We start from the raw sequence: 19,296 nt of genomic DNA on the forward strand, positions 1-19,296 counted from the left end.
AGTCGGCCCAGCCGACTTCTCGCGCGCCGGGGTGGGGCGCCGGGGGAAGAAGAACAAGGGGCCGGCTTCAGGCACGCCCCCGCCGCAGGATGTGCTCCGCGAGGTCGACGGCCTCCCGGACCGGCACCAGCCGGCATTCGGCAGCGTCCCCGACCCGCCCGGCGGTGATGCCGCGCGCCGTCCGCAGGACCTCGGCGCCGAGGGGCCCGAAGTGGACGTCGTCCAGGTGGGGGGCCCGGAAGGCGGCCCAGCCGTCCTCGCCGACGCAGCGGTACTCGCGCTCGGCCACGTCGGGCATCCGCAGGTCGGCCAGGTGGAAGGCGGTGAAGCGGTCCATCGGGACGCCGAGCATCAGCACCCGGGCGTCCAGGTCGTAGAGCCGCCCGAGCGGCGACTCCGGGCCGAGGTGGGAGGTCAGCGGGTGGTGGGCGGTGACCGCGCGAGCGCGCCGGCCCACAGCCGCCCAGGAGGTCTGCGGGTGGCGGCTGCGCAACGCGCCCGGGCAGGTGCGGACCGCCTCCGACAGCGCCCCCACGGTGGGTGAGGCCGGGGTCCGGGCCGGGTCGAAGCGGGGCATCCGGGCCTGGTACGCGTCGATCTCCGCCGGCGAGAGCCCGGCGGTGGCCGACTGGTACAGCCGGGAGCTGGCGGAGTTCTCGGGCGTGGCGGTGTAGGCGACCAACGTGCCGTCGGAGCCCAGGACTTCGCGCAGCGCCTCGACCACGGCCGCTGCCCCGCCGGACACCGGTCCGAGGGTGCGCAGGGAGGCCTGGACGTGCAGCACCTCACCCGGGCGGACCCCGAGGTCGGTGAGGGCGCGGACGAGGGGTTCGGTACGGATGGCGTCTCCCCGGGGTGAAGGCGGCGGATGGACGGGTCAGACCCCGGCCCGCTCCCGCCGCGCCCGGTCGGCCGCCTGCTCGGCGGCGGCGGGCAGCGGCAGGGCGAGCCAGGGGGCGACGGTGGCGCGCATGCCGTCGGCGAAGCGCGCGCCGGTCCCGGTCAGGGCCCCGGATGTCGCCAGTCGCTCCACGGCCTCGGCGGTGTACCGCCGCCAGAGCGCGAACTGCTCGCGCGCCCGGTCGGCGGCCCCGCCCGGCAGCCCGTCGTACGCGAGGGTGCGGGTGCCCCAGTACTCGGTGACCGCCAGGTGGGCGTACGTGCCCTGGAGCAGCCCTTCGAACGGCCGGGGGTCGGGCCGCCAGGGCGCGAAGTACAGGGTGGTGTCGGCGCGGTCGTACAGGTCCACCAGGTCGAGCACCGCGCCGAGCTTGACGTGCTGGAACTCGTGGGCGAGCAGCAGCGCGAGGGTCGGCGCCGTGGCCGGCCGGGCGATGGCGACCGCGCCGTACGCCTGCCGGGCCGCCGAGCTGACGTCCCGGCCGGTGGGGCCCGGCCGCAGCGGGGTGACCGTCGCCAGGCCGGCCCCGATGCCCTCCGCGTACCCGGGCAGGTCCCGCCCGAGCAGCTCCCAGGCCTCGCGCAACGCGCCCGTCCAGTCGAGCAGTTCGCCGTCCGAGAGGCGGCCGGACACCGGATGGTCGTGGCTGTCGCGCAGCGGGTCGGTGTCCTCCAGCGCGACCGTCCAGCCGCCGGCCGGCCGGACCCGCCGCAGCGGTTCGTCCAGCACCGTGCGCACCGAGCCGTCGGACGCCCGCACCTCGAAGCCGTCCGGCCGCCCGGTGACCACGGCCTCGCCGTCGGGTACGGCGACCCGTCCGAGCGTGGGCAGGTGCAGCCACCCGCCCCGCACCGGAACCGTCACCGAGTCCCCCCGCCCGGCGCGCACGGCGGCGGCCGCGGCGAGCGCGGCCAGCGGGCCGAGTCCGACCGGCAGGTCCCCGGCGAGCCGGCGGGCCGCCCAGGCACGGGCGTACGGGTGGGCGAGCACCGCGTCCACGGCGGCGGGGGCCGCCACGTCGAGTTCCGCCAACAGCGCCCAGGCCTCGGGGCGCCCCTGCCCGGAGGCATCCCAGGCGGCGGCCAACATGGCCCTGGTGAGTCGGAGTTGGGAGCGTCCTAGCGCGGCGACGGTGTCGGCGCTCCCGTAACCGTGGGCGAGCTCGTCGAGTTGCGCCGGGGTGAGCGCACCGGGCAGCGGCTCGCCGACGACCTGGGCCGGAACGGCCGTCGAACCCCCGTTCCCCGCAATGCCGTTGATGAACGTCATGAGATCACCGCAGTAGACGGAGGGATGGTCGAAGCTGCCTCCTCCATCGTCGCTCCGCCAGCGGTGGGCGTACAGCCCGCCGCCGCAGGAGCGCACCACGGAGCAGGAGCGGCAGGCCTCGCTCAGTCCGGCCAGGCCGGACTGGCGGGCGGCGATGCCGGGGTGCCGGGCGAGGTCGTCGAGGCTGTGCGCGAAGACGTTCAGCCCGGTGACGGGTGCGCCGTCGTACGCCGTCTTCAGACTGTCGGCCTGCTCGAAGGTCCCGTCCGTCTCCAGGACCGCCAGGTCTGAGGGCTCCAGACCGAGCGACTCGGTGAGGCTGGAGAACCCGCGCAGGGTCCGGTGCACGGACTCGAAGGTCCGTACGGCGAACGGCCGCCCGTCCGTTTCCCACAGCCTGTGGACAGTCAGCAGCCAGTCGGCGTACGGGGTGGCCCCCAGGGCGGCGGGGCGCTTGGGCGGCTCGTCCCAGGTGGCGTGCGGAAGCAGGAAGTCCACTGCGGGCGGCCGGAGTTCGGCCAGCGCCCGGTACACGGCCACCGGGTCGTTCTCGACGTCCATCGTGCACAGCAGCCCGGCGAACAGGTGCCGGTACTCGGGCTCGTTCAGCAGCCCGACCGCCCGCAGCACCTGTGGATGGCTGCTCCGCCCGTCGGCGAACCGCCGGTGGCGGTCGTTGGCGGCCCTGTCCCCGTCCAGCGAGATGCCGACCCGGACGTCCAGCTCCGCGAAGAGCGAGCAGAACTCGCGGCTCAACAGCACGCCGTTGGTGTGAATGCGCAGGTCCAGCGCACACCCGTCCGGAAGCGCCGCCCGCAGCGCCTCGGCGGCCCGGCGCAACCGGTCCGGGCCGGCGAGCAGGGGTTCTCCCCCGTGCAGGACGACCCGGACGGCAGGCAGCCGGTGGGCGGCCGCGTGCTCGCCGATGCGCTCGGCGGCCTTGGCCAGGATGTCGACCCCGATGACCTTGGGGCGGGAGCGCCAGCTGGTGTCCGCGTGTTCGTAGACGTAGCAGTGGTCGCAGGCCAGGTCACAGCGACTGTGCACCTTGATCACGAACTGCGTCAACGGCAGCGGAATCGACGTCGTCATGGACCTGGGACTGTTCGGTTCGGTGAGGCTCATCGAGGCCCAGCAGGGGCCCTGGTGGAGGCTCCGTAGAGACCCGGTAGGGCTCGGTGAGCCTCAGTGGGGTTGGACCTGCCGGGTCCGGATTCCGCTCGGGAATCCGGACCGGGTCAGATCGAGGAGTTGAAGGCAGCGACCGGCACGAGGCCGGATTCCGCGCCGGGAAGCGCGCGCTGGAGCCGGGAGGCGAGCTCCTCCGCGCCGAGCGCGGCGAGATCGGCGAGAGAGGGGCGTTCCGGCGTCTCCTGAGGGTCAGTGAGCTTGCCGGCCGGCCTGGTGCTGGTTACCGGAGTCATAGTTCTTTTCCTTAGGCGCGGTTAGGACCTGCCGAGGGTGGGTATGCCCACCCGGTTACGACTAAATCTATCTGCCCGCTGCCACTTCGCGCGGCACGTTGCGGGCTCACGGTGGCTCCCCGGGCGGCCGACGTCGTACGACAGCGCGCAGGACCCCCAGAATTCACCCGTTCAGCGGTCGCGCACTTCGCCGTGGCGCGCGCCGAAGCGCGTCGCCGGGGTAAGGAGCGTTGCCGGAACAGGGTCCTGGAGCAGTACCTGGGCACACCCCGGGAGTGCCCAGGGAAGCGCCCGGACAAGCACGTCTTCCGGTCAAGCATCCGAGCGCCCGGAGTCATTCCCCCGGCGCACCGAGTCCCCGGACGGTCCGCACCAGCTCCTCGGTGAACTCCACGCCGCTCGCCGTCAGTTCACCACACCAGAGGAGTGTCTCCCCGGCGGTCAGGGTGTGCGTCCGCCAGCGCGCGAACTCCCGGTGAGCGCGGCCGGAGTCGGCTGCCCCGACACCCGCCTCCGCTTCCGCTTCCGCCCGCCAGAAGTCCGCCACCCCCAGGTGGGCGTAAGCCCCCTGGAGCAGCGCCCCGGCCGGGCGCGGGTCGGGCCGCCAGGGCGCCCGGTAGACCGCCGGGCCGTTGGGGCGGTGCAGCGGCACCAGGTCGAGCAGGGCGCCGAGTTGGACGTGCAGGAACTCGTGCACCAGGGCCAGCGCCAGCAACTCCGGCTCACCCGGCAGCGAGGCCGCCACCGCACCGTACGCCCGCCGGGCGGCGGCGCTGACCGCCTCGCCACCGGGGGCGGGCCGCAGCGGCACGACGGTGGTCACACAGGCCGCGACGGCCTGCGCGTGGCGGCGGTGGCGACGCACCAGGATGTCCCAGGCCTCGGCCAACCGCTCCTTCCAGAGGGCGAGTTCGGCGTCGAGGAGCGGACCGGCCGGCGGACGGCCGTAGTCCACCCGGCGCGGACCGGCGTGGTCGATCGACGGCGCCCAGCGCAGTCCGTCGCACTCCAGCACGAGGGCCGGGCCGGGAACACCGCGGAGGAAATCGGCCAACCCGTCGAGCGGAACGGACTCCCCGGACGCCGCACCCCGCAGGCAGCCGGCCGCCCAGGCGTCCAGCTCCGGCCGCAGCAGCACCTCCTCCCACCGCTCCCGGTCGTCCCGCTGCAGCGCCCGCACCCGGGCGTACGCCTCCCGGTAGCCGTCGTGCTCCGGCGCCGCCCGGCGCAGTGCCAGCAGCAGCAGCGCCCGCTTGCTCAACTGCCCGGAGCGCAGCAGCCGGACCGCCTCCGGACCGCCGCGCGCGCCCGCGATCGCCCGGAACGTCACCCGGTCCACGCCGTGCCGGGGCAGCCCGTCCGCCCCTCGCGCGACCGGCACCCCGGCCGCCACCACCTCACCCGTACCAGCCACCGGTTCTCCTCCTCCTGTGTGCGGCCTCCGGCCCGCTCGGCCGGCCCATCGCCCAACCCGCCGGGCCCGCCCCCGGTGTCCCCGCGCCGGGGCGGATCAGCCGGACGGCGGCCGGGCATGACCCGGACGGGTGAACCGGAGCGCCCCGGCGCCTTCCCCCCGACGCCTTCCCCGGCCCCGTCGGCCCCCGCGCCGCCCCCCGGCGCCTTCCCCGACCCCTCCCCCGGGCCGCCGGACCCGAAGGCCCGCTCAGCTCCTCACCAGCCCCGCCACCCCCGCGCGCAGGCGCCCCGCGATGTGCCGGATCAGCCGGTCCAGGTCCGCGCAGTACACCGACGGGTGACCGAAACCGTCCCCCGCGTACCGGTGCGCGTACAGCCCCCCGCCGCAGACCCCGGCCAGCGGGCAGCCGGCGCACACCGGGCCGAGGCCCGCGAGGCCGCGCTGCCGGGCCCGGAAGGCCGGGTGGGCGGCCGCGTCCGTGAAGCCGTGCCGCCACACGTCCAGGCCGGTCCCGGGGGCGCCGTCATAGGCGACCTTGAGGCTGTCCGCCTGCTCGATCGCCCCGTCCACCTCGACCACCACCAGGTCGACGGGCGCCAGCCCGACCGCCTCGCTGGCCGCCCGCCCGCCGAGCAGCAGCACCGACAGCTCCTCGAACAGCCGCACCCCGGTCTCCCGGCGCGGCGCGCCGTACCAGCGGTCGAAGGCGGCGATCAGCCACTCCCCGTACGGCGCCGGCACCGCGCGCGAGCCGCCCGGTGGCTCGTCCGGCACCGCGCGCGGCGGCACCCCCGGCGGCGGTTCCCGCCAGGTCGCGTGCGGCAGCAACAGGTCGAGCCGGGGCGGCGCGAACTCCAGCAGCGCCTCGTAGGTGGCCACCGGGTCCGAGTCCAGGTCGACGACGCACAGCAGGCCGGCGAACAGCTCCCGGTGCCGGTCCGAACCGAGCAGGCGCACCGCCTCGGCGGTGCGCGCCCAGCTGCCCGCGCCGGAGGGCAGCCGCCGGTGCCGGTCGTGGTCGGCCCGGGCGCCGTCCAGCGACACCCCGACCGAGACCCGGTGCCGGTGCAGCACGTCGAGCAGGCCGGGTTCCTCCAGCAGCCGCAGCCCGTTGGTCTGCACGGTGAACCGCACCCTGGGCCGCACGGACGCCAACTCGCCCAGCAGCTCGTCCAGATGGGGAGCACCGACGAGCAGCGGCTCCCCGCCGTGCAGCACGACGGAGACCTCGTCCAGCCCGTGCTCGGCCGCGTGCTCGTCGATCCTCCGGGCGGTGCGGCGGACGGTCGCCAGTTCCATCCGCCGCGGCCGCCGGCGCCAGCTCTGGTCCGCGCCCTGGTACACGTAGCAGTAGTCGCAGGCCAGGTTGCACCGACTGTGGATCTTCAGCAGGAACTGCCGGAACGCCACCATGCCGTGAGCCTACTAAGCCGCCGCCCCTGACTCGCCGTCACACGTGCGGCGGCTCCACGTCCGAGTCCAGCCGTGCCCCCGCCCGCACCGCGATCGTCGTCGGGTGCTCCTCCCCCAGCGTGCCCCGGGCCCTGCGGATGCACTCCGCCCGCAGCTCCGCGGACCGCTCGGCGTGCCCGAGGGCGGCCAGCGACAGCGCGAGGTTGGAGTTGATGCCGATGGAGTCGTAGTGGTCCTGGCCGAGGGCGTCGGTCATCAGCGGCTCCGCCTCCAGCTCCAGGTCCAGCGCGGCCTGGAGCTCCCCGGCCAGCGACAGGTCGTTCGCGTGGTTCATCATCGCGATCGGGATGTAGAGGTGGTGCGCGCCGAGGACCGTGCGGAACTGCGCCAGCGTACGGCCGGACAGCTCGCGCGCCTCCACCGTGCGCCCCGCCAGCCGTAGGTACACCGAGAGGTTGTTGGCGCCGGCCAGCGTCACCGGGTGGTCCTCGCCCAGGTAGTCGCGGTACCGCGCCAGCGCCCGTTCCGCCAGCGGGATCGCCCGCCCGGTGTCGCCGAGCGCGTTGAGGTCGCTGGCCAGGTTGGTGGCGGCGGCCAGGGTGTCGGGGTGCTCGGGGCCGTTGATGTCCAGGTAGCGCTGGTAGATGTCCTCGTCGATCTCCAGGGCCTCGTGGTAGCGGCCGGCCCGGCGCAGCGCCACGGCCAGGTTCTTGCGGGCGCGCAGGGTGTCGGTGTGGCCGTCGCCGATGGTCTGCTGATAGATCCGGACGGTCTCCTCCAGCAGGTCCAGGGCCTCCCGCAGCCGCCCGGTCTCGCGCAGGTCGCGGGCGTAGTTGGAGGCCGAGGAGAGCGCGTACAGGCTGTGCGCGCCGAGCGCGTCGCGCTGCTGGAGGTAGTTGCTGCGATGCCGCTCCAGGGCGGCCCGGCGGTCGCCGGCCAGGTAGTCGGAGACGGCGAGGTTGTTGGTGATCATCAGGGTGCGCGGGTGGTCCGGGCCGAGGGTGCGCCGGGCGGCGTCCAGGGTGCGGCGGTCGAGCGCCCGGGCCTCGTCGTAGCGGCCGAGGAAACGCAGGTCGGCACCGAGGCTGTTGGCGACGGCGAGGGTGTGCGAGTGCTCCGGGCCCAGGGTCGCGGTGAAGCGCTCCAGGATGTCCCGGTCCATCTCGTACGCCTCCTGGAGGGCGCCCTGGGAGCGGCGGATGTTGCTCAGCTGGGTGCGCAGCATGAGCGTCTGGGCGTCGTTGTCGACGTCGAAGCCGGGCCCGCCGTAGCCGTCCTGGCGCCAGTGCTCCAGGGTCCGCCCGGCCAGTTCCCGGCCGGACTCGTGCAGGCTGCGCTTCCACTGGTAGCGGACCGAGTCGATGATCCACTGCCGGACGTCCTCGTCGGCGCTGTCGAGTGCCCCGGACGGCCAGAGGTGGGGCAGGAGTTCGGCGTACTCGGCCCAGTTGGCGGGCACGTCCGGGTCGCCGGGGTTGGCGGTGGCGAGCGCGGCGTGGACGACGCCGCGCAGTTCGGCCCGCCGCTCCTCCTCGACCTGGTCCCGCAGGACGGCCTGGACCAGCCGGTGCACGGTGATGGTCTCGCTGCCCTGGTCGGTGCGGGCGAGCCCGAACCGGTTGATGGCGCGCAGGAACTCGCCGATCGCGAGCTTGTCGCGGGGCGCCCTGGGGGGTAGCCGCAGGGCGCGGGTGACGGCCCGGCTGTAGAGCAGCCGCATCGGGATGGCGTCGGGGCCGAAGAAGGCGCAGATCTCCAGGATCTGGGCGGCCGGGGCGTTCATCCGGCGCAGCTCCTCGACCGAGATGCGCCAGGTCGCGGCGGCCGAGTGCGGGTAGTCGGCGGTGCGCAGCCGGGTGCGTTCGAGCATCTCGGTGAGCTCTTCGTCGAGCAGTTCGAGGTAGGTGGCGATCGGCATCGACGTCTCCTGGAGCCAGACGGCGGCTTGGCCGACGGCGAGCGGCAGGTCGCCGAGCCGGTGCGCGACCTGGTCGGCGTCCTCCGGAGAGAGGCCGCTGTTGAAGCGGCGCAGCAGCCGGACGCTCTCCTCGCGGAGGAAGACGTCGACCTCGACCAGGCCGGCGTGGCGGGCCCAGCCCTGGTTGCGGGAGGTGATCAGGACGTGCCCGCCGGAGGAGCCGGCCGGCTGCCAGGGAGCGAGCTCCTCGGGGGTGCCGGCGTTGTCGAAGACGAGCAGCCAGCGGCGGTACGGCCGGCCCCGGCGCAGCGCGTCGAGCACGGCGGCGGCGGTGTGCGCGACGTCGTCGCTGCTGGGCACGCCGAGCCGGGGGGCGAGTTCGGCGAGCTTCTGCGGGATGTTGGCGGGCTCCTCGGCGGGCACCCACCAGACCACGTCGTACGCGGCCTTGAAGCGGTGCGCGTACTCGGCGGCGATCTGGGACTTGCCGGCGCCGCCGAAGCCGTAGAGCACCTGGCTGAGCACCGCGGCGGGCCCGCCGGTGAAGCGGTTGCGGAGCAGTTCGAGCAGCTTGCCGCGGCCGATGAACGCGGCGTTGCGCGAGGGCGCTTCCTGGACCTGCGGGGCGGTGCCGGGGAACCGGGCGGGGGCGGCGAACTCCCCGCTGTCGGAGTCGGATTGGCGGTTGCTGCCGGGCGGCGGGCCGAGTTCGGCGTAGAGCTGGGCCTCGGCGCCGACCGCGGAGGAGCGGACCAGGTCCGGCGCGGGCTGTCCGGCGAACGGGCGGGGCACCGGCTCGTCCGAGTCCTGGAGCCGGAAGGAGACCAACGCCGGTGATCCGGAGGCTAGTTCGCGCCCCTGGAGGAGCTGCCAGACCTCGGCGGCGCGGGGCAGCGCGGTGTACTCGGGCGAGAGCAGCGCGAGCAGGCGGCCCTGGCCGTCGACCGGCCCGGCGACCTCCGGCGGCCGGGGGCCGGTGTACGGCTCGGCGGCGCTGTGCAGGGAGGCCTGGTAGCCGAAGCGGGTGAGCGTCCCGGCGGCCCACTCGGCCCACATCCGGTCCTCGGGCGCGTAGCTGACGAACACCTGGCGCGGCACCGCGCGGGCGGAGCGCAGATAGGCGCCGTAGAGCCGGCGGCGGTTCTCGGCGGTGAGCGGGCGCAGGGTGCGGACCCGGCCGTCGGTGATCCAACCGGCCAGCCGTTCGAAGGCGTTGAGCAGGCTGCGGGCTTCCTGAGGCCGGTCGGCGACGGTGGCGGGCACCTCCTCGTAGGCGTAGAAGGGCTTGTACGGCACCTCGACGTCGGCCCAGTAACCGGCCCTCCGGTCGCCGGCCAGCCAGCGGCCGAGGTAGGGGGCGAAGGCCTCGCGGGCGTAGTCGCGGCCGGCCTCCAGACGCTCCTGCTCGGCGTCCTCGACCCGCATCGGCACCGGCAGGACCCGGATCGCCCGCTCCTCGGTCTCGGCGATGGCGTGGGCGGCGTCGACGCCGCCGCGGATGTTCTGGGCGCTGAAGGTGAAGCAATCCACCACGGTGTCGGGCATCAGGACGGTGCAGATGCCGGAGGTGTCGCTGACACCGGTGCGGCTGTCGATGAGCACGTAGTCGTAGCCGCGGGCCCAGCGTTGGCGCAGCTCGCGCAGGAACTCGCCGCCGCGGATGTCCCGGCCGTGGAAGAAGCTGCGCCAGTTGAAACTGGTGACGGCGGCGGCGTAGGCGGCGTTCTGCCGGCCCGCGGGCAGGAAGTCGAGCCGGCCGCCGGGCGGCAGGTCGAGGGCGAGGCCGCAGACGTAGCCCTCCAGGCGTCCGGGCTCGTCCAGCCACTCGGCCGGGGACAGCCCGACCGGTCCGGCGGCCGAGGGCAGGGCCTGCCTGACGTAGGAGCGCAGCAGGTCGATCAGGCCGTCGGTGGAGTGCAGTTCCGGGTCGACCAGCAGCGGGTGGTAGTAGCGGTGGAGGCCGGGCGCCTCCAGGTCCCAGTCGACGACCAGGACCCGCAGGCCGCGGCTGGCGAGGATCCAGCCGACGTTGGCGAGCGCCATGGTGCGGCCGGTTCCGCCTTTGAAGGAGTAGAACGTGACGACCGATCCCGGTCCGCCGCGCTCCAGCTCTGCGCCGGGCTCAGTGGTCATCGTCCTGGTCTCCCCTCAGCGGGACAGCGTCGTCCTGGCCCCGGCGCTGGCCGGGCGGTTCGTTCGGAGCCGGATCGGGTCGGTGCCGCGCGGCCGCCGGGCCGTGGCGCGGGCCCGGCGGACGGGGACGGCCGGGCGGGCCTGCCGGGATGGTCAGGCCGGGCATGTCCGGGCCGTCGTCGCCGAAGCCGAAAGCATCGCCCCCGAAGCCGAAGGCGTCCCCGCCATCGTCTCCCCAATCGAGGTTGTCGTCCATGAGCTTGTTCTGGGCGACCGTCACCATGATGGTGAGGTCGTTGTCGAAGCTCTCCTGGCTCACGCGCACCCGAAACAAGTGCTCCAGGTCGCTCCGGCGCAGCCAGTTGCGCCGGAACACGCCGCGCACGCCGGTCCACGGTGCTTCGCGCTCCCCGTCCGGGTCGTTGCTGCCGATCGGGACCACCACGCCGGTAACCGGGTGGTTCTGGTCGTCGTACTCGCTCAACGCGGCCCGGTAGCGGCCGTTGCCGGCCACCCACGGGTCGACCAGGAGCACGCTGACCTGGCTGTCCTCCCGGGCCTGGTCGAGCTTCTCACCGAGGCCGGGGCCGATCTCCTCCAGCGTGGTGGTGTGTCCGGCCGCGGTGATCACCTGCTGGGCGCGCGCCGCCAGGGACGGCCGGGTGGGCGGGTAGTAGGGCGCCCAGTGCCAGGGCTTGGCGCCGTACCAGCCGCCCGTGTCCGAGCCGCCCTCGGCGGCGGCCTCCGAGGCGCACCCGGCCGCGATGAACAGCCGCACCATCCCGGGGCTGGGGGCGGGTTCGGGCGCCGCCGGGGGCGGGAAGTAGCCGCGCACCGCGCCCAGGTCGAACTCGGGCAGCTCGCCGAGCCGCCGCGCGGCCGCGTCCCGGACCCGCTCCGCGACCACCCGGACGACCTGCTCGTACGCCTCGCTCCGCGCGGTGCGCAGCAGGGCCCGCAGGCCGTGCCGGGCGTAGGCCTCGCCCATGTCCGGCTGGACCCACTGGACCCTGGTCACCTCGGCGGCCAGTTCGGCCGATCCGACGGGCTCCCAGAGCACCGGTATCAGCGCCGGGACGAGCTCCCCGGTGTCCTCGTGGTGGCGCCGCACCCGGCCGCGGAAGGCGGTCCACTCCTTGCCGCAGTAGAGGCTGGCGAAGTAGGCCGGGGAGTAGAGCGCGATCATGGTCCGGCTACGGCCCAGCATCGTCGCGAGCCGCTCGGCCCAGTCGTCACCGAGGCGCAGCTGCTCGGTGTCGCGGAAGGCGAGTTCCTCGGTCCGGACCGCCGCGCCGAGCAGTCGGCCGAGCTCGTCCCGCAGGTCGTTGAAGAACTGGTTGACGAAGGCGTCCTCGGCCTCGAAGTCCCGGCGCGCGTAACTGAAGAAGAAGTACGGCCGTTGCTGTTCCTGCTCCACCACTCGTTCCCCCCGTGCCCGATGGTCCGCGACGGCGCTGGTTTCATACCCCAGCATGTCGCGAACTCCCCTTGCCCCGCTGGCGAGTTGGAGGATTCGGAGCCTTGGGCGGTTTAGCCGGTGGTCAGGCGCACCAGGGCGGCCCGCGGCGCTCCGGCGCCCGGGGGCGCGCGGACGGGGTCACGGGGCGGGCCGACGGCTCCGGCGGGCGCGACCGGCCGCACGGCCGGGCGGGCGCCACCGTTCGGGCACTACCGGCCGGGAACTACCGGTCGAGCGCCGACTGGAACGCGGCGAGCGGCTCCGCGCCGGGCGTCAGGGCGTCCGCGACCACCCGGCGCAGCAGGTCGCCGAGGACGGTGTCGGGCAGGGCGTCGAGTTCGTCGAGCGGCAGGGCGGCGACGTCGACCAGGTCAGAGCCGAGTCCAGCGGCGGTTTCCGCACCGGTGACGCCCATCAGTCCCTCACTCGATCGTGTCGGCACAGCGGCGGCCGGCCACAAGCACATCGGCCCAGGTCCGCGACGGGCATCCTACTACCCGGGTGGTGACGGTCAATCAGCTCCGCGCGGACGCCGCGCGGAGCGTGTGCGCCGAACGGATCACGGGCAGAGCCGCTCCACCCGCCACCCCGTCGGACTGGACGGGTCGGCGACGTAGCGGAGCCGGTCGTGCAGCCGGTTCTCCCGCCCCTGCCAGAACTCGACGCTCCGCGGGACCACCCGGTAGCCGCCCCAGAACGGCGGGACGGGGACGCCCTCGCCCTCCGGGTAGCGGCGTTCCAGTTCGGCGTAGCGCTGTTCGAGGACCTCCCGGCCGCCGACCGGGCTGGACTGCTCGCTGGCCCAGGCGCCCAGCTGGGAGCCGTGCGGGCGGGTGCGGAAGTAGGCGGCGGTCTCGTCCCGGCCGACCTTCTCCACCCGGCCCTGGACGATCACCTGGCGGGCCAGCGCGATCCACGGGAACAGCAGCGAGGCGTGCGGGTTGGCGGCGAGTTCGGAGCCCTTGCGGGAGCCGTAGTTGGTGAAGAAGACGAAGCCGCGCAGGTCGTAGCCCTTGAGCAGGACGGTGCGGGAGCTGGGCCGCCCCTCGGCGTCGGCGGTGGAGAGCACCATCGCGTTGGCTTCCACCACCCCGGCGTCGTCCGCGTCGTGGAACCAGCGGGTGAACTGGGCGACCGGCTCGGGCGCGAGCTGCTCCTCGACCAGGCCCTCGTGGCTGTAGTGCTTGCGCATCACGGTGAGGTCCGGACTTGGTCGGGCCTCGTCGGCCAGGGTCCGGTTGGCGGGGCTCAGGGGCGTCGACTGGGCGCGATCCGGGGTCTGCACGCCAACATCATCCCGTACGACAAGCAACGGGCACCGCTACCTCCGGACAAACCTGGGTGGGAGATCCGGTGACCCACCACCGCTTGACCGCCCGCCCTGCGGGGAATTGTCCGGAAAACCAGGCGTTCGGTGCCGAAGACCCCCGGGCGCGGCCGGACCTTCCCACCGGAAAGTCAAGCGGGCCCACGGGAAACATCACCACGGTGGTGTATGGCGCAATGCACCCCGTGCCTGTCACCCTGGCACCGAGTGCCAAACACCAATCGGTCACTGGCGCGCCGCCCCACCAAAGGCGGGGCACCGATCGCAGAACTTGAAGGAGCCGTCGCATGTCCGATTTCGTACCCGGGCTTGAGGGAGTCGTCGCGTTCGAGAGCGAGATCGCCGAACCCGATCGCGAGGGCGGCGCCCTGCGGTACCGCGGTGTCGACATCGACGACCTGGTGGGCAACGTCTCCTTCGGCCACGTCTGGGGCCTGCTGGTGGACGGCAAGTTCAACCCCGGCCTGCCGGCCGCCGAGCCCTTCCCGATCCCGGTGCACTCCGGCGACATCCGGGTCGACGTGCAGTCGGCGCTCGCCATGCTCGCCCCGGTCTGGGGCCTGAAGCCGCTGCTGGACATCGACGCCGACCAGGCCCGCGACGACCTCGCCCGGGCCGCCGTGATGGCACTCTCCTACGTCGCCCAGTCGGCCCGCGGCCAGGGCCTGCCGATGGTCCCGCAGAGCGAGATCGACAAGGCCGAGACGGTCGTCGAGCGGTTCATGATCCGCTGGCGCGGCGAGCCGGACCCGAAGCACGTCAAGGCCGTCGACGCCTACTGGACCTCGGCCGCCGAGCACGGCATGAACGCCTCCACCTTCACCGCCCGGGTCATCGCCTCCACCGGCGCCGACGTCGCGGCCGCCCTGTCCGGCGCGGTCGGCGCGATGTCCGGCCCGCTGCACGGCGGCGCGCCGTCCCGCGTGCTCGGCATGATCGAGGAGATCGAGCGCACCGGCGACGCGACCGCGTGGGTCAAGAACGCCCTGGACAAGGGCGAGCGCCTGATGGGCTTCGGCCACCGCGTCTACCGCGCCGAGGACCCGCGCGCCCGGGTGCTGCGCCGCACCGCCAAGGAGCTCGGCGCGCCGCGCTTCGAGGTCGCCGAGGCGCTGGAGAAGGCCGCGCTGGAGGAGCTGCACAACCGCCGCCCCGACCGCGTACTGGCCACCAACGTCGAGTTCTGGGCCGCCATCATGCTGGACTTCGCCGAGGTCCCGGCACACATGTTCACCTCGATGTTCACCTGTGCGCGCACCGCCGGCTGGTCGGCGCACATCCTGGAGCAGAAGCGCACGGGCCGGCTCGTGCGCCCCTCCGCGCGCTACGTCGGCCCCGGCCCGCGCCGCCCCGAGGAGATCGCGGGCTGGGACGCCATCGCCCACTGACGATCACCGGACGAGCGTCCGGACAGTGCCCCTGACCAGCGGGTCCGGTTCCGATCGGGCCCGCTGTCGGCGTCCCCGGGCGACGGCGTCCGCCGCGAACGCCACAGTCTCAGCGGGCGGACGGCCGTACCCCCGCCGGGCCCCCGGCGGTAGGCTGCGCGCGTGGCTCAGATCCAGATCCCCGCTGACATCAAGCCCGCAGACGGCCGTTTCGGCTGCGGACCGTCCAAGGTGCGCCCCGAGGCCCTCAACGCCCTCGCCGCCACCCAGACCTCCCTGCTCGGCACCTCGCACCGCCAGGCCCCGGTGAAGAACCTGGTCAAGCGCGTGCGCGAGGGCGTGAGCAGCCTGTTCTCGCTGCCGGACGACTACCAGGTCGTCCTCGGCAACGGCGGCTCCACGGCGTTCTGGGACATCGCGGCCTTCGGCCTGGTGCGGGAGAAGTCCCAGCACCTGGACTTCGGCGAGTTCTCCTCGAAATTCGCCTCCTCGGTCAAGGCCGCGCCGTGGCTCGGCGAGCCGACCGTGATCAAGACCGCCCCGGGCACCCACCCGCTGCCGGTCGCCGAGGCCGGCGTGGACGTCTACGGGCTGACCCACAACGAGACCTCGACCGGCGTCGCGATGCCGATCAAGCGCCCGGTCGGCGCGGACGAGGGCTCGCTGGTCCTGGTGGACGCCACCTCGGGCGCCGGCGGCCTGCCGGTGGACATCACCGAGACGGACGTCTACTACTTCGCCCCGCAGAAGTCCTTCGCCTCCGAGGGCGGCCTGTGGCTGGCCACGTTCTCCCCGGCCGCCCTGGAGCGCGCCGCCGAGATCGCCGGCTCCGGACGCTACATCCCGCCGTTCTTCTCGCTGCCGACGGCCATCGACAACTCGTCGAAGGACCAGACGTACAACACCCCGTCGCTGGCCACCCTGTTCCTGCTGGCCGACCAGCTGGAGTGGCTGAACGGCAACGGCGGGCTGGACTGGGCGGTCGCCCGCACCGCCGACTCCTCGTCCCGGCTGTACTCCTGGGCCGAGAAGTCCTCCTTCGCCACCCCGTTCGTCGCCAACCCGGCCGAGCGCTCCCAGGTGGTCGGCACCATCGACTTCGACGAGTCGGTGGACGCCGCCGCGGTCGCCAAGGCACTGCGTGCCAACGGCATCGTGGACACCGAGCCGTACCGCAAGCTGGGCCGCAACCAGCTGCGCGTCGCGATGTTCCCGGCGATCGACCCGGCGGACGTCGAGGCGCTCACCCACTGCATCGACTACGTGGTCGAGCAGCTCTGACCCCGGTCCACTGAGGGCCCCGGGTCCACCGAGGACACGGCCGAGGGCCACCGCCGACGGGCGGTGGCCCTCTCGCCGTTCACGGGGCCGGGCGGGGTGGCGGGGTCGGACGCGCCGCCCTACCGGCCGGCCAGCGAGCTGATCAGCACGACGACCAGCAGCAGCACCAGGGTGCCGGAGACGATGCGATTACGAGTCTTGGGGTCCACGGTCAACGAGCGTACCTCCGGCCCACCCCGGCCCGGACCCGAGCCCCCGGACCCGAGCCCCCCAGCCCGGACCCGAGCCCCCGGACCCGAGCCCCCCAGCCCGGACCCGCGCCCTCAGCCCGAGCCCCCCAGCCCGGACCCGCGCCCCCAGCCCGAGCCCCCCAGCCCGGACCCGCGCCCCCAGCCCGAGCCCGCGAGCCCCAGCCCGGGCCCCCGAGCCGCCGAGCCCGCCTGACGACGCCGTCAGCTCCAGTCCGCCAGCGCCCAGCAGCGCAGCGACTCGTAGTGGGCGAAGCCGCCGCCCAGGTCGCTGCGCATCAGGTGCAGCTCGGCGGCCTCCCACTCCGGCCCCCGGTAGTCGGCCAGCCCCGCCACCAGGCCGTCCAGCTCGGCCGCCGCGACCCGCTGCACGGCCCGCCGGTGGCCGCGCGAGGAGCCGGCCCGGGCGAGGGTGAGGTGGGGGTGGAAGGCGAAGCGGTCGGTCTCCCCGGTCACCTCGGCGGTGGCCTCGGCGACGGCGTCGGCCAGCCGGCGCAGCGCCCAGCCCTGGCCCTCGACCCCGGCCCAGAGCACCCGGTCGCCGAACCGCCCGGCGCCCGCGATCCGCAGCCGGTGCGCCGGGTGCACCTCCGCCACGGCGGCCAGGCCCGCCTCCAGCTCCGGCAGCCGCTCGGCCGGCACCTCGCCGAGGAAGGCCAGGGTCAGGTGCCAGCCCTCGACGCCGGTCCAGCGCAGCCGGTCCGCCCCGGGCAGCCCCCGCACCGGCGCGACCGCGTCGGAGAGCCCCCGCAACGCGTCGGTCGGTGGCAGCACCGCCACGAAGAGCCTCATGGGCCCATCTTCCCGCGCCCGGCCGGCTGGGGTAGAACGTACTCCCATGAAGATCCGCAACGGGGGGCCCGCGGACGTCCCCGACATCCTGTCCCTGCTCGACGGCGCCGTCTCCTGGCTGGCCGCCCAGGGCCGCACCGGCCAGTGGGGCGACCAGCCGTTCAGCACCATCCAGGCCCGGATCGACCAGGTCTCCTCGTACGCCGAGGAGCCGTTCCTGATCCGCCTCGCCGAGGACGAGGAGGGCCGTACGGTCGGCTGCTGCGTGCTCTCCGAGGACCGCGGCCGGTGGATCCCCGCCGTGGACGAGCGCGAGCTGTACGTCCGCAACCTGGTCACCGACCGCGACCGCAAGGGCTCCGGCATCGGCGCCGCGCTGATCGCCGACGCGGTCGAGGAGGCCCGCCGGCGCGGCATCGGCCTGCTCCGGGTGGACTGCTACGGCGGCGCCGACCGCAAACTGGTCGGCCGGTACCGGGCGCTCGGCTTCACCGAGACCGTGGCGTTCGAGGTCGACCAGCCGCACGGCGTCTGGCCCGGCCAGGTGCTGGAGATCCGCCTCTGAACCGTGCGGCCCAGAACCCCTGGACCACCGCAGGCCTCCGGGACACCCCGGAGGCCTGACATATCGTCAGCAGGCCGTGGCCAGCTCGGACTTGCTCGCCGCACCGGCCCGCGGCACGAAGGCCACCACCCGGCCGCCGCGGCCCGGGTGCAGGTCGAACCGCACCCGGAGGTCCGCACTGCGGGCCAGCACCAGGCCCACCACGCCGGCCGCCGCCGCGGACACCAGTCCACAGGCCAGCAGGCCCAGCCGGGGCCCGTACGAGGCGGTCACCCAGCCGACGATCGGGGCCCCGATCGGTGTGCCGCCGGTGAAGACCAGCACCAGCAGGCCCATCACCCGGCCGCGCATCTCCGGGTCGGTGCCCAGCTGGAGCGAGGCGTTGACGGAGGTGTTGAAGCTCAGCCCGAAGATCCCGATCAGCGTCAGCAGCAGCGCGAAGGTCCAGAAGTCGGGCGCGAACGCGGCGACCACCTCCAGCGTGCCGAAGGCCAGCGCCGCACCGACCAGTCGGCGCAGCCGCGGCACGCCCCGGCGGGCGGCGAGCAGCGCGCCGGCCAGCGAGCCGACCGCCATCGCGGTGTTCAGCAGGCCGTACTGGCCGGCGCCCACCTTGAAGGTGTCGTACGCGAAACCGGAGAGCAGCGTCGGGAAGTTGAAGCCGAAGGTGCCGATGAACCCGGCCAGCACCATCGGCCAGAGCAGCTCGGGCCGCTCCCTGACGTACCGCAGGCCCTCGCGCAACTGCCCCTTCTCGCGGGCGATCGGCGGGGTCGGGCGCAGTTCGCTCTCCCGCATCGCGAGCAGCCCGCCGATCACGGCGGCGAAGGACAGCGCGTTGACGGCGAACGCCCAGCCGCTGCCGACCGCGGCGATCAGCAGGCCCGCGACGGCGGGGCCGACCAGCCGGGCGGTCTGGAAGTTGGCGGCGTTCAGGCTGACGGCGTTGGCGAGGTCCTTGGGCCCGACCATCTCGGAGACGAAGGCCTGCCGGGTCGGGTTGTCCACCACGGTGACCAGGCCGAGCAGCAGCGCGAAGAAGTACACGTAGTACGGCGTCACCACGCCGCCGACGGTCAGCACCGCGAGGCCGGCGGCCAGCAGGCCCATCGCGCCCTGGGTGTAGATCAGCAGCCGGCGCTTGGGCATCCGGTCCGCGAGCACGCCGCCGAACAGGCCGAACAGCAGCATCGGGAGGAACTGCATGGCGGTGGTGATGCCGACCGCGAACGGGCTGCCGGTGAGGCTCAGCACCAGCCAGTCCTGGGCGATCCGCTGCATCCAGGTGCCGGTGTTGGACACCACCTGGCCGGCGAAGTAGTAGCGGTAGTTGCGAACGCGCAGTGAGGAGAACATCCCCCCTGGCCGGGTGAACCGGGCGCCGGTGGGCGATGCGGCCGCGTGGGTGCGGCCCTGAGCGGCGGTTTCGTCCGCCGCGGCGCGTTCGTCGGGGTCGTCGTCGCCGCTGCCGGGCAGTCCCGTGGGGGCGGGCGCCTGGGCGTCGGCGGCCGCGGCACTGGCCGCGGCGGGGTCGGTCGTCGTCGGGTCGTCGGTACGGATGGCGGCGGCGCTGGCTGCGGCCGGCGTGGTCACGGTGGTCTCCCCTCGTGGCGGGCCGGCCCCCGGGGGGGGGGCGGCCCCCCGGGGGGGGGGGGGTGCCGGATCCCGGACGGCCGCCACACCTGGAATCCCCCGCGGGCCGCCGCCCCCGACCGGCACCCCGCCCCACCGGAGGGACGGGCCACTACCCGAATTCCGCGT

The 19,296-nt window shown here is 74.3% G+C and carries 14 protein-coding genes; 3 read left to right on the top strand and 11 right to left on the bottom strand.

All coding sequences use genetic code 11. From position 1 onward, the window contains the following. Positions 1-67 precede the first annotated feature (67 nt). The 9 genes from ACFRAR_RS35550 to pdxH all read right to left on the bottom strand — a co-directional run bounded on the left by ACFRAR_RS35550 (position 68) and on the right by pdxH (position 13,126). A complete protein-coding gene (locus ACFRAR_RS35550; RefSeq protein ID WP_380703989.1) occupies positions 68-784 on the bottom strand; it encodes an aminoglycoside N(3)-acetyltransferase in 717 nt (238 codons plus the stop codon). A 93-nt stretch (positions 785-877) separates the two neighbouring features. Then, complete coding sequence (locus tag ACFRAR_RS35555; RefSeq protein WP_380703991.1) at positions 878-3,262, bottom strand: FxsB family cyclophane-forming radical SAM/SPASM peptide maturase; 2,385 nt, start codon at positions 3,260-3,262, stop codon at positions 878-880. 146 nt (positions 3,263-3,408) lie between these two features. Next, the gene (locus ACFRAR_RS35560) at positions 3,409-3,594 is read right to left on the bottom strand and encodes a hypothetical protein (protein ID WP_355268748.1); all 186 of its coding nucleotides are present in this window, start codon (positions 3,592-3,594) and stop codon (positions 3,409-3,411) included. A gap of 334 nt (positions 3,595-3,928) precedes the next feature. Then, a complete protein-coding gene (locus tag ACFRAR_RS35565) occupies positions 3,929-5,008 on the bottom strand; it encodes an aKG-HExxH-type peptide beta-hydroxylase (protein ID WP_380703993.1) in 1,080 nt (359 codons plus the stop codon). A 249-nt stretch (positions 5,009-5,257) separates the two neighbouring features. After that, a complete protein-coding gene (locus tag ACFRAR_RS35570; protein ID WP_380703995.1) occupies positions 5,258-6,424 on the bottom strand; it encodes an FxsB family cyclophane-forming radical SAM/SPASM peptide maturase in 1,167 nt (388 codons plus the stop codon). A 37-nt stretch (positions 6,425-6,461) separates the two neighbouring features. Beyond that, entirely contained in the window at positions 6,462-10,475 is a 4,014-nt protein-coding gene (gene fxsT, locus ACFRAR_RS35575; RefSeq protein WP_380703997.1) for an FxSxx-COOH system tetratricopeptide repeat protein, read from the bottom strand. Further along, positions 10,465-11,892 (bottom strand): TIR-like protein FxsC, encoded by a 1,428-nt coding sequence (locus tag ACFRAR_RS35580; protein WP_380703999.1) that lies wholly within the window; start codon positions 11,890-11,892, stop codon positions 10,465-10,467. The genes fxsT and ACFRAR_RS35580 overlap by 11 nt, the downstream gene beginning before the upstream one ends. Before the next feature lie 265 nt (positions 11,893-12,157). Next, positions 12,158-12,349, bottom strand: coding sequence for an FxSxx-COOH cyclophane-containing RiPP peptide (fxsA, locus tag ACFRAR_RS35585; protein WP_049656076.1), 192 nt, complete (start codon positions 12,347-12,349; stop codon positions 12,158-12,160). A gap of 144 nt (positions 12,350-12,493) precedes the next feature. Continuing rightward, positions 12,494-13,126, bottom strand: coding sequence for a pyridoxamine 5'-phosphate oxidase (pdxH, locus tag ACFRAR_RS35590; protein ID WP_380704009.1), 633 nt, complete (start codon positions 13,124-13,126; stop codon positions 12,494-12,496). A gap of 422 nt (positions 13,127-13,548) precedes the next feature. Here pdxH and ACFRAR_RS35595 point away from each other — a divergent pair, with 422 nt between their 5' ends. Both ACFRAR_RS35595 and serC read left to right on the top strand, forming a co-directional pair. Further along, positions 13,549-14,649 carry a citrate synthase 2 gene (locus ACFRAR_RS35595; protein WP_380704001.1) on the top strand — a complete coding sequence of 367 codons (1,101 nt, stop codon included), beginning with the start codon at positions 13,549-13,551 and terminating at the stop codon, positions 14,647-14,649. 162 nt (positions 14,650-14,811) lie between these two features. After that, positions 14,812-15,930 carry a phosphoserine transaminase gene (gene serC, locus ACFRAR_RS35600; protein WP_380704003.1) on the top strand — a complete coding sequence of 373 codons (1,119 nt, stop codon included), beginning with the start codon at positions 14,812-14,814 and terminating at the stop codon, positions 15,928-15,930. Positions 15,931-16,382: 452 nt separating this feature from the next. Here serC and thpR read toward each other — a convergent pair whose 3' ends face one another. Continuing rightward, positions 16,383-16,970 carry an RNA 2',3'-cyclic phosphodiesterase gene (gene thpR / locus ACFRAR_RS35605; RefSeq protein WP_380704005.1) on the bottom strand — a complete coding sequence of 196 codons (588 nt, stop codon included), beginning with the start codon at positions 16,968-16,970 and terminating at the stop codon, positions 16,383-16,385. A 46-nt stretch (positions 16,971-17,016) separates the two neighbouring features. Between thpR and ACFRAR_RS35610 the strand changes: the two genes are divergently transcribed. Next, a complete protein-coding gene (locus ACFRAR_RS35610; protein WP_380704007.1) occupies positions 17,017-17,535 on the top strand; it encodes a GNAT family N-acetyltransferase in 519 nt (172 codons plus the stop codon). A 66-nt stretch (positions 17,536-17,601) separates the two neighbouring features. Here the strand turns inward: ACFRAR_RS35610 and ACFRAR_RS35615 are convergent, their stop codons facing one another. After that, positions 17,602-18,891 carry an MFS transporter gene (locus ACFRAR_RS35615; RefSeq protein ID WP_380704011.1) on the bottom strand — a complete coding sequence of 430 codons (1,290 nt, stop codon included), beginning with the start codon at positions 18,889-18,891 and terminating at the stop codon, positions 17,602-17,604. Positions 18,892-19,296: the final 405 nt, after the last annotated feature.

Source organism: Kitasatospora sp. NPDC056651 (genome assembly GCF_042792155.1).
GTDB lineage: Bacteria > Actinomycetota > Actinomycetes > Streptomycetales > Streptomycetaceae > Kitasatospora.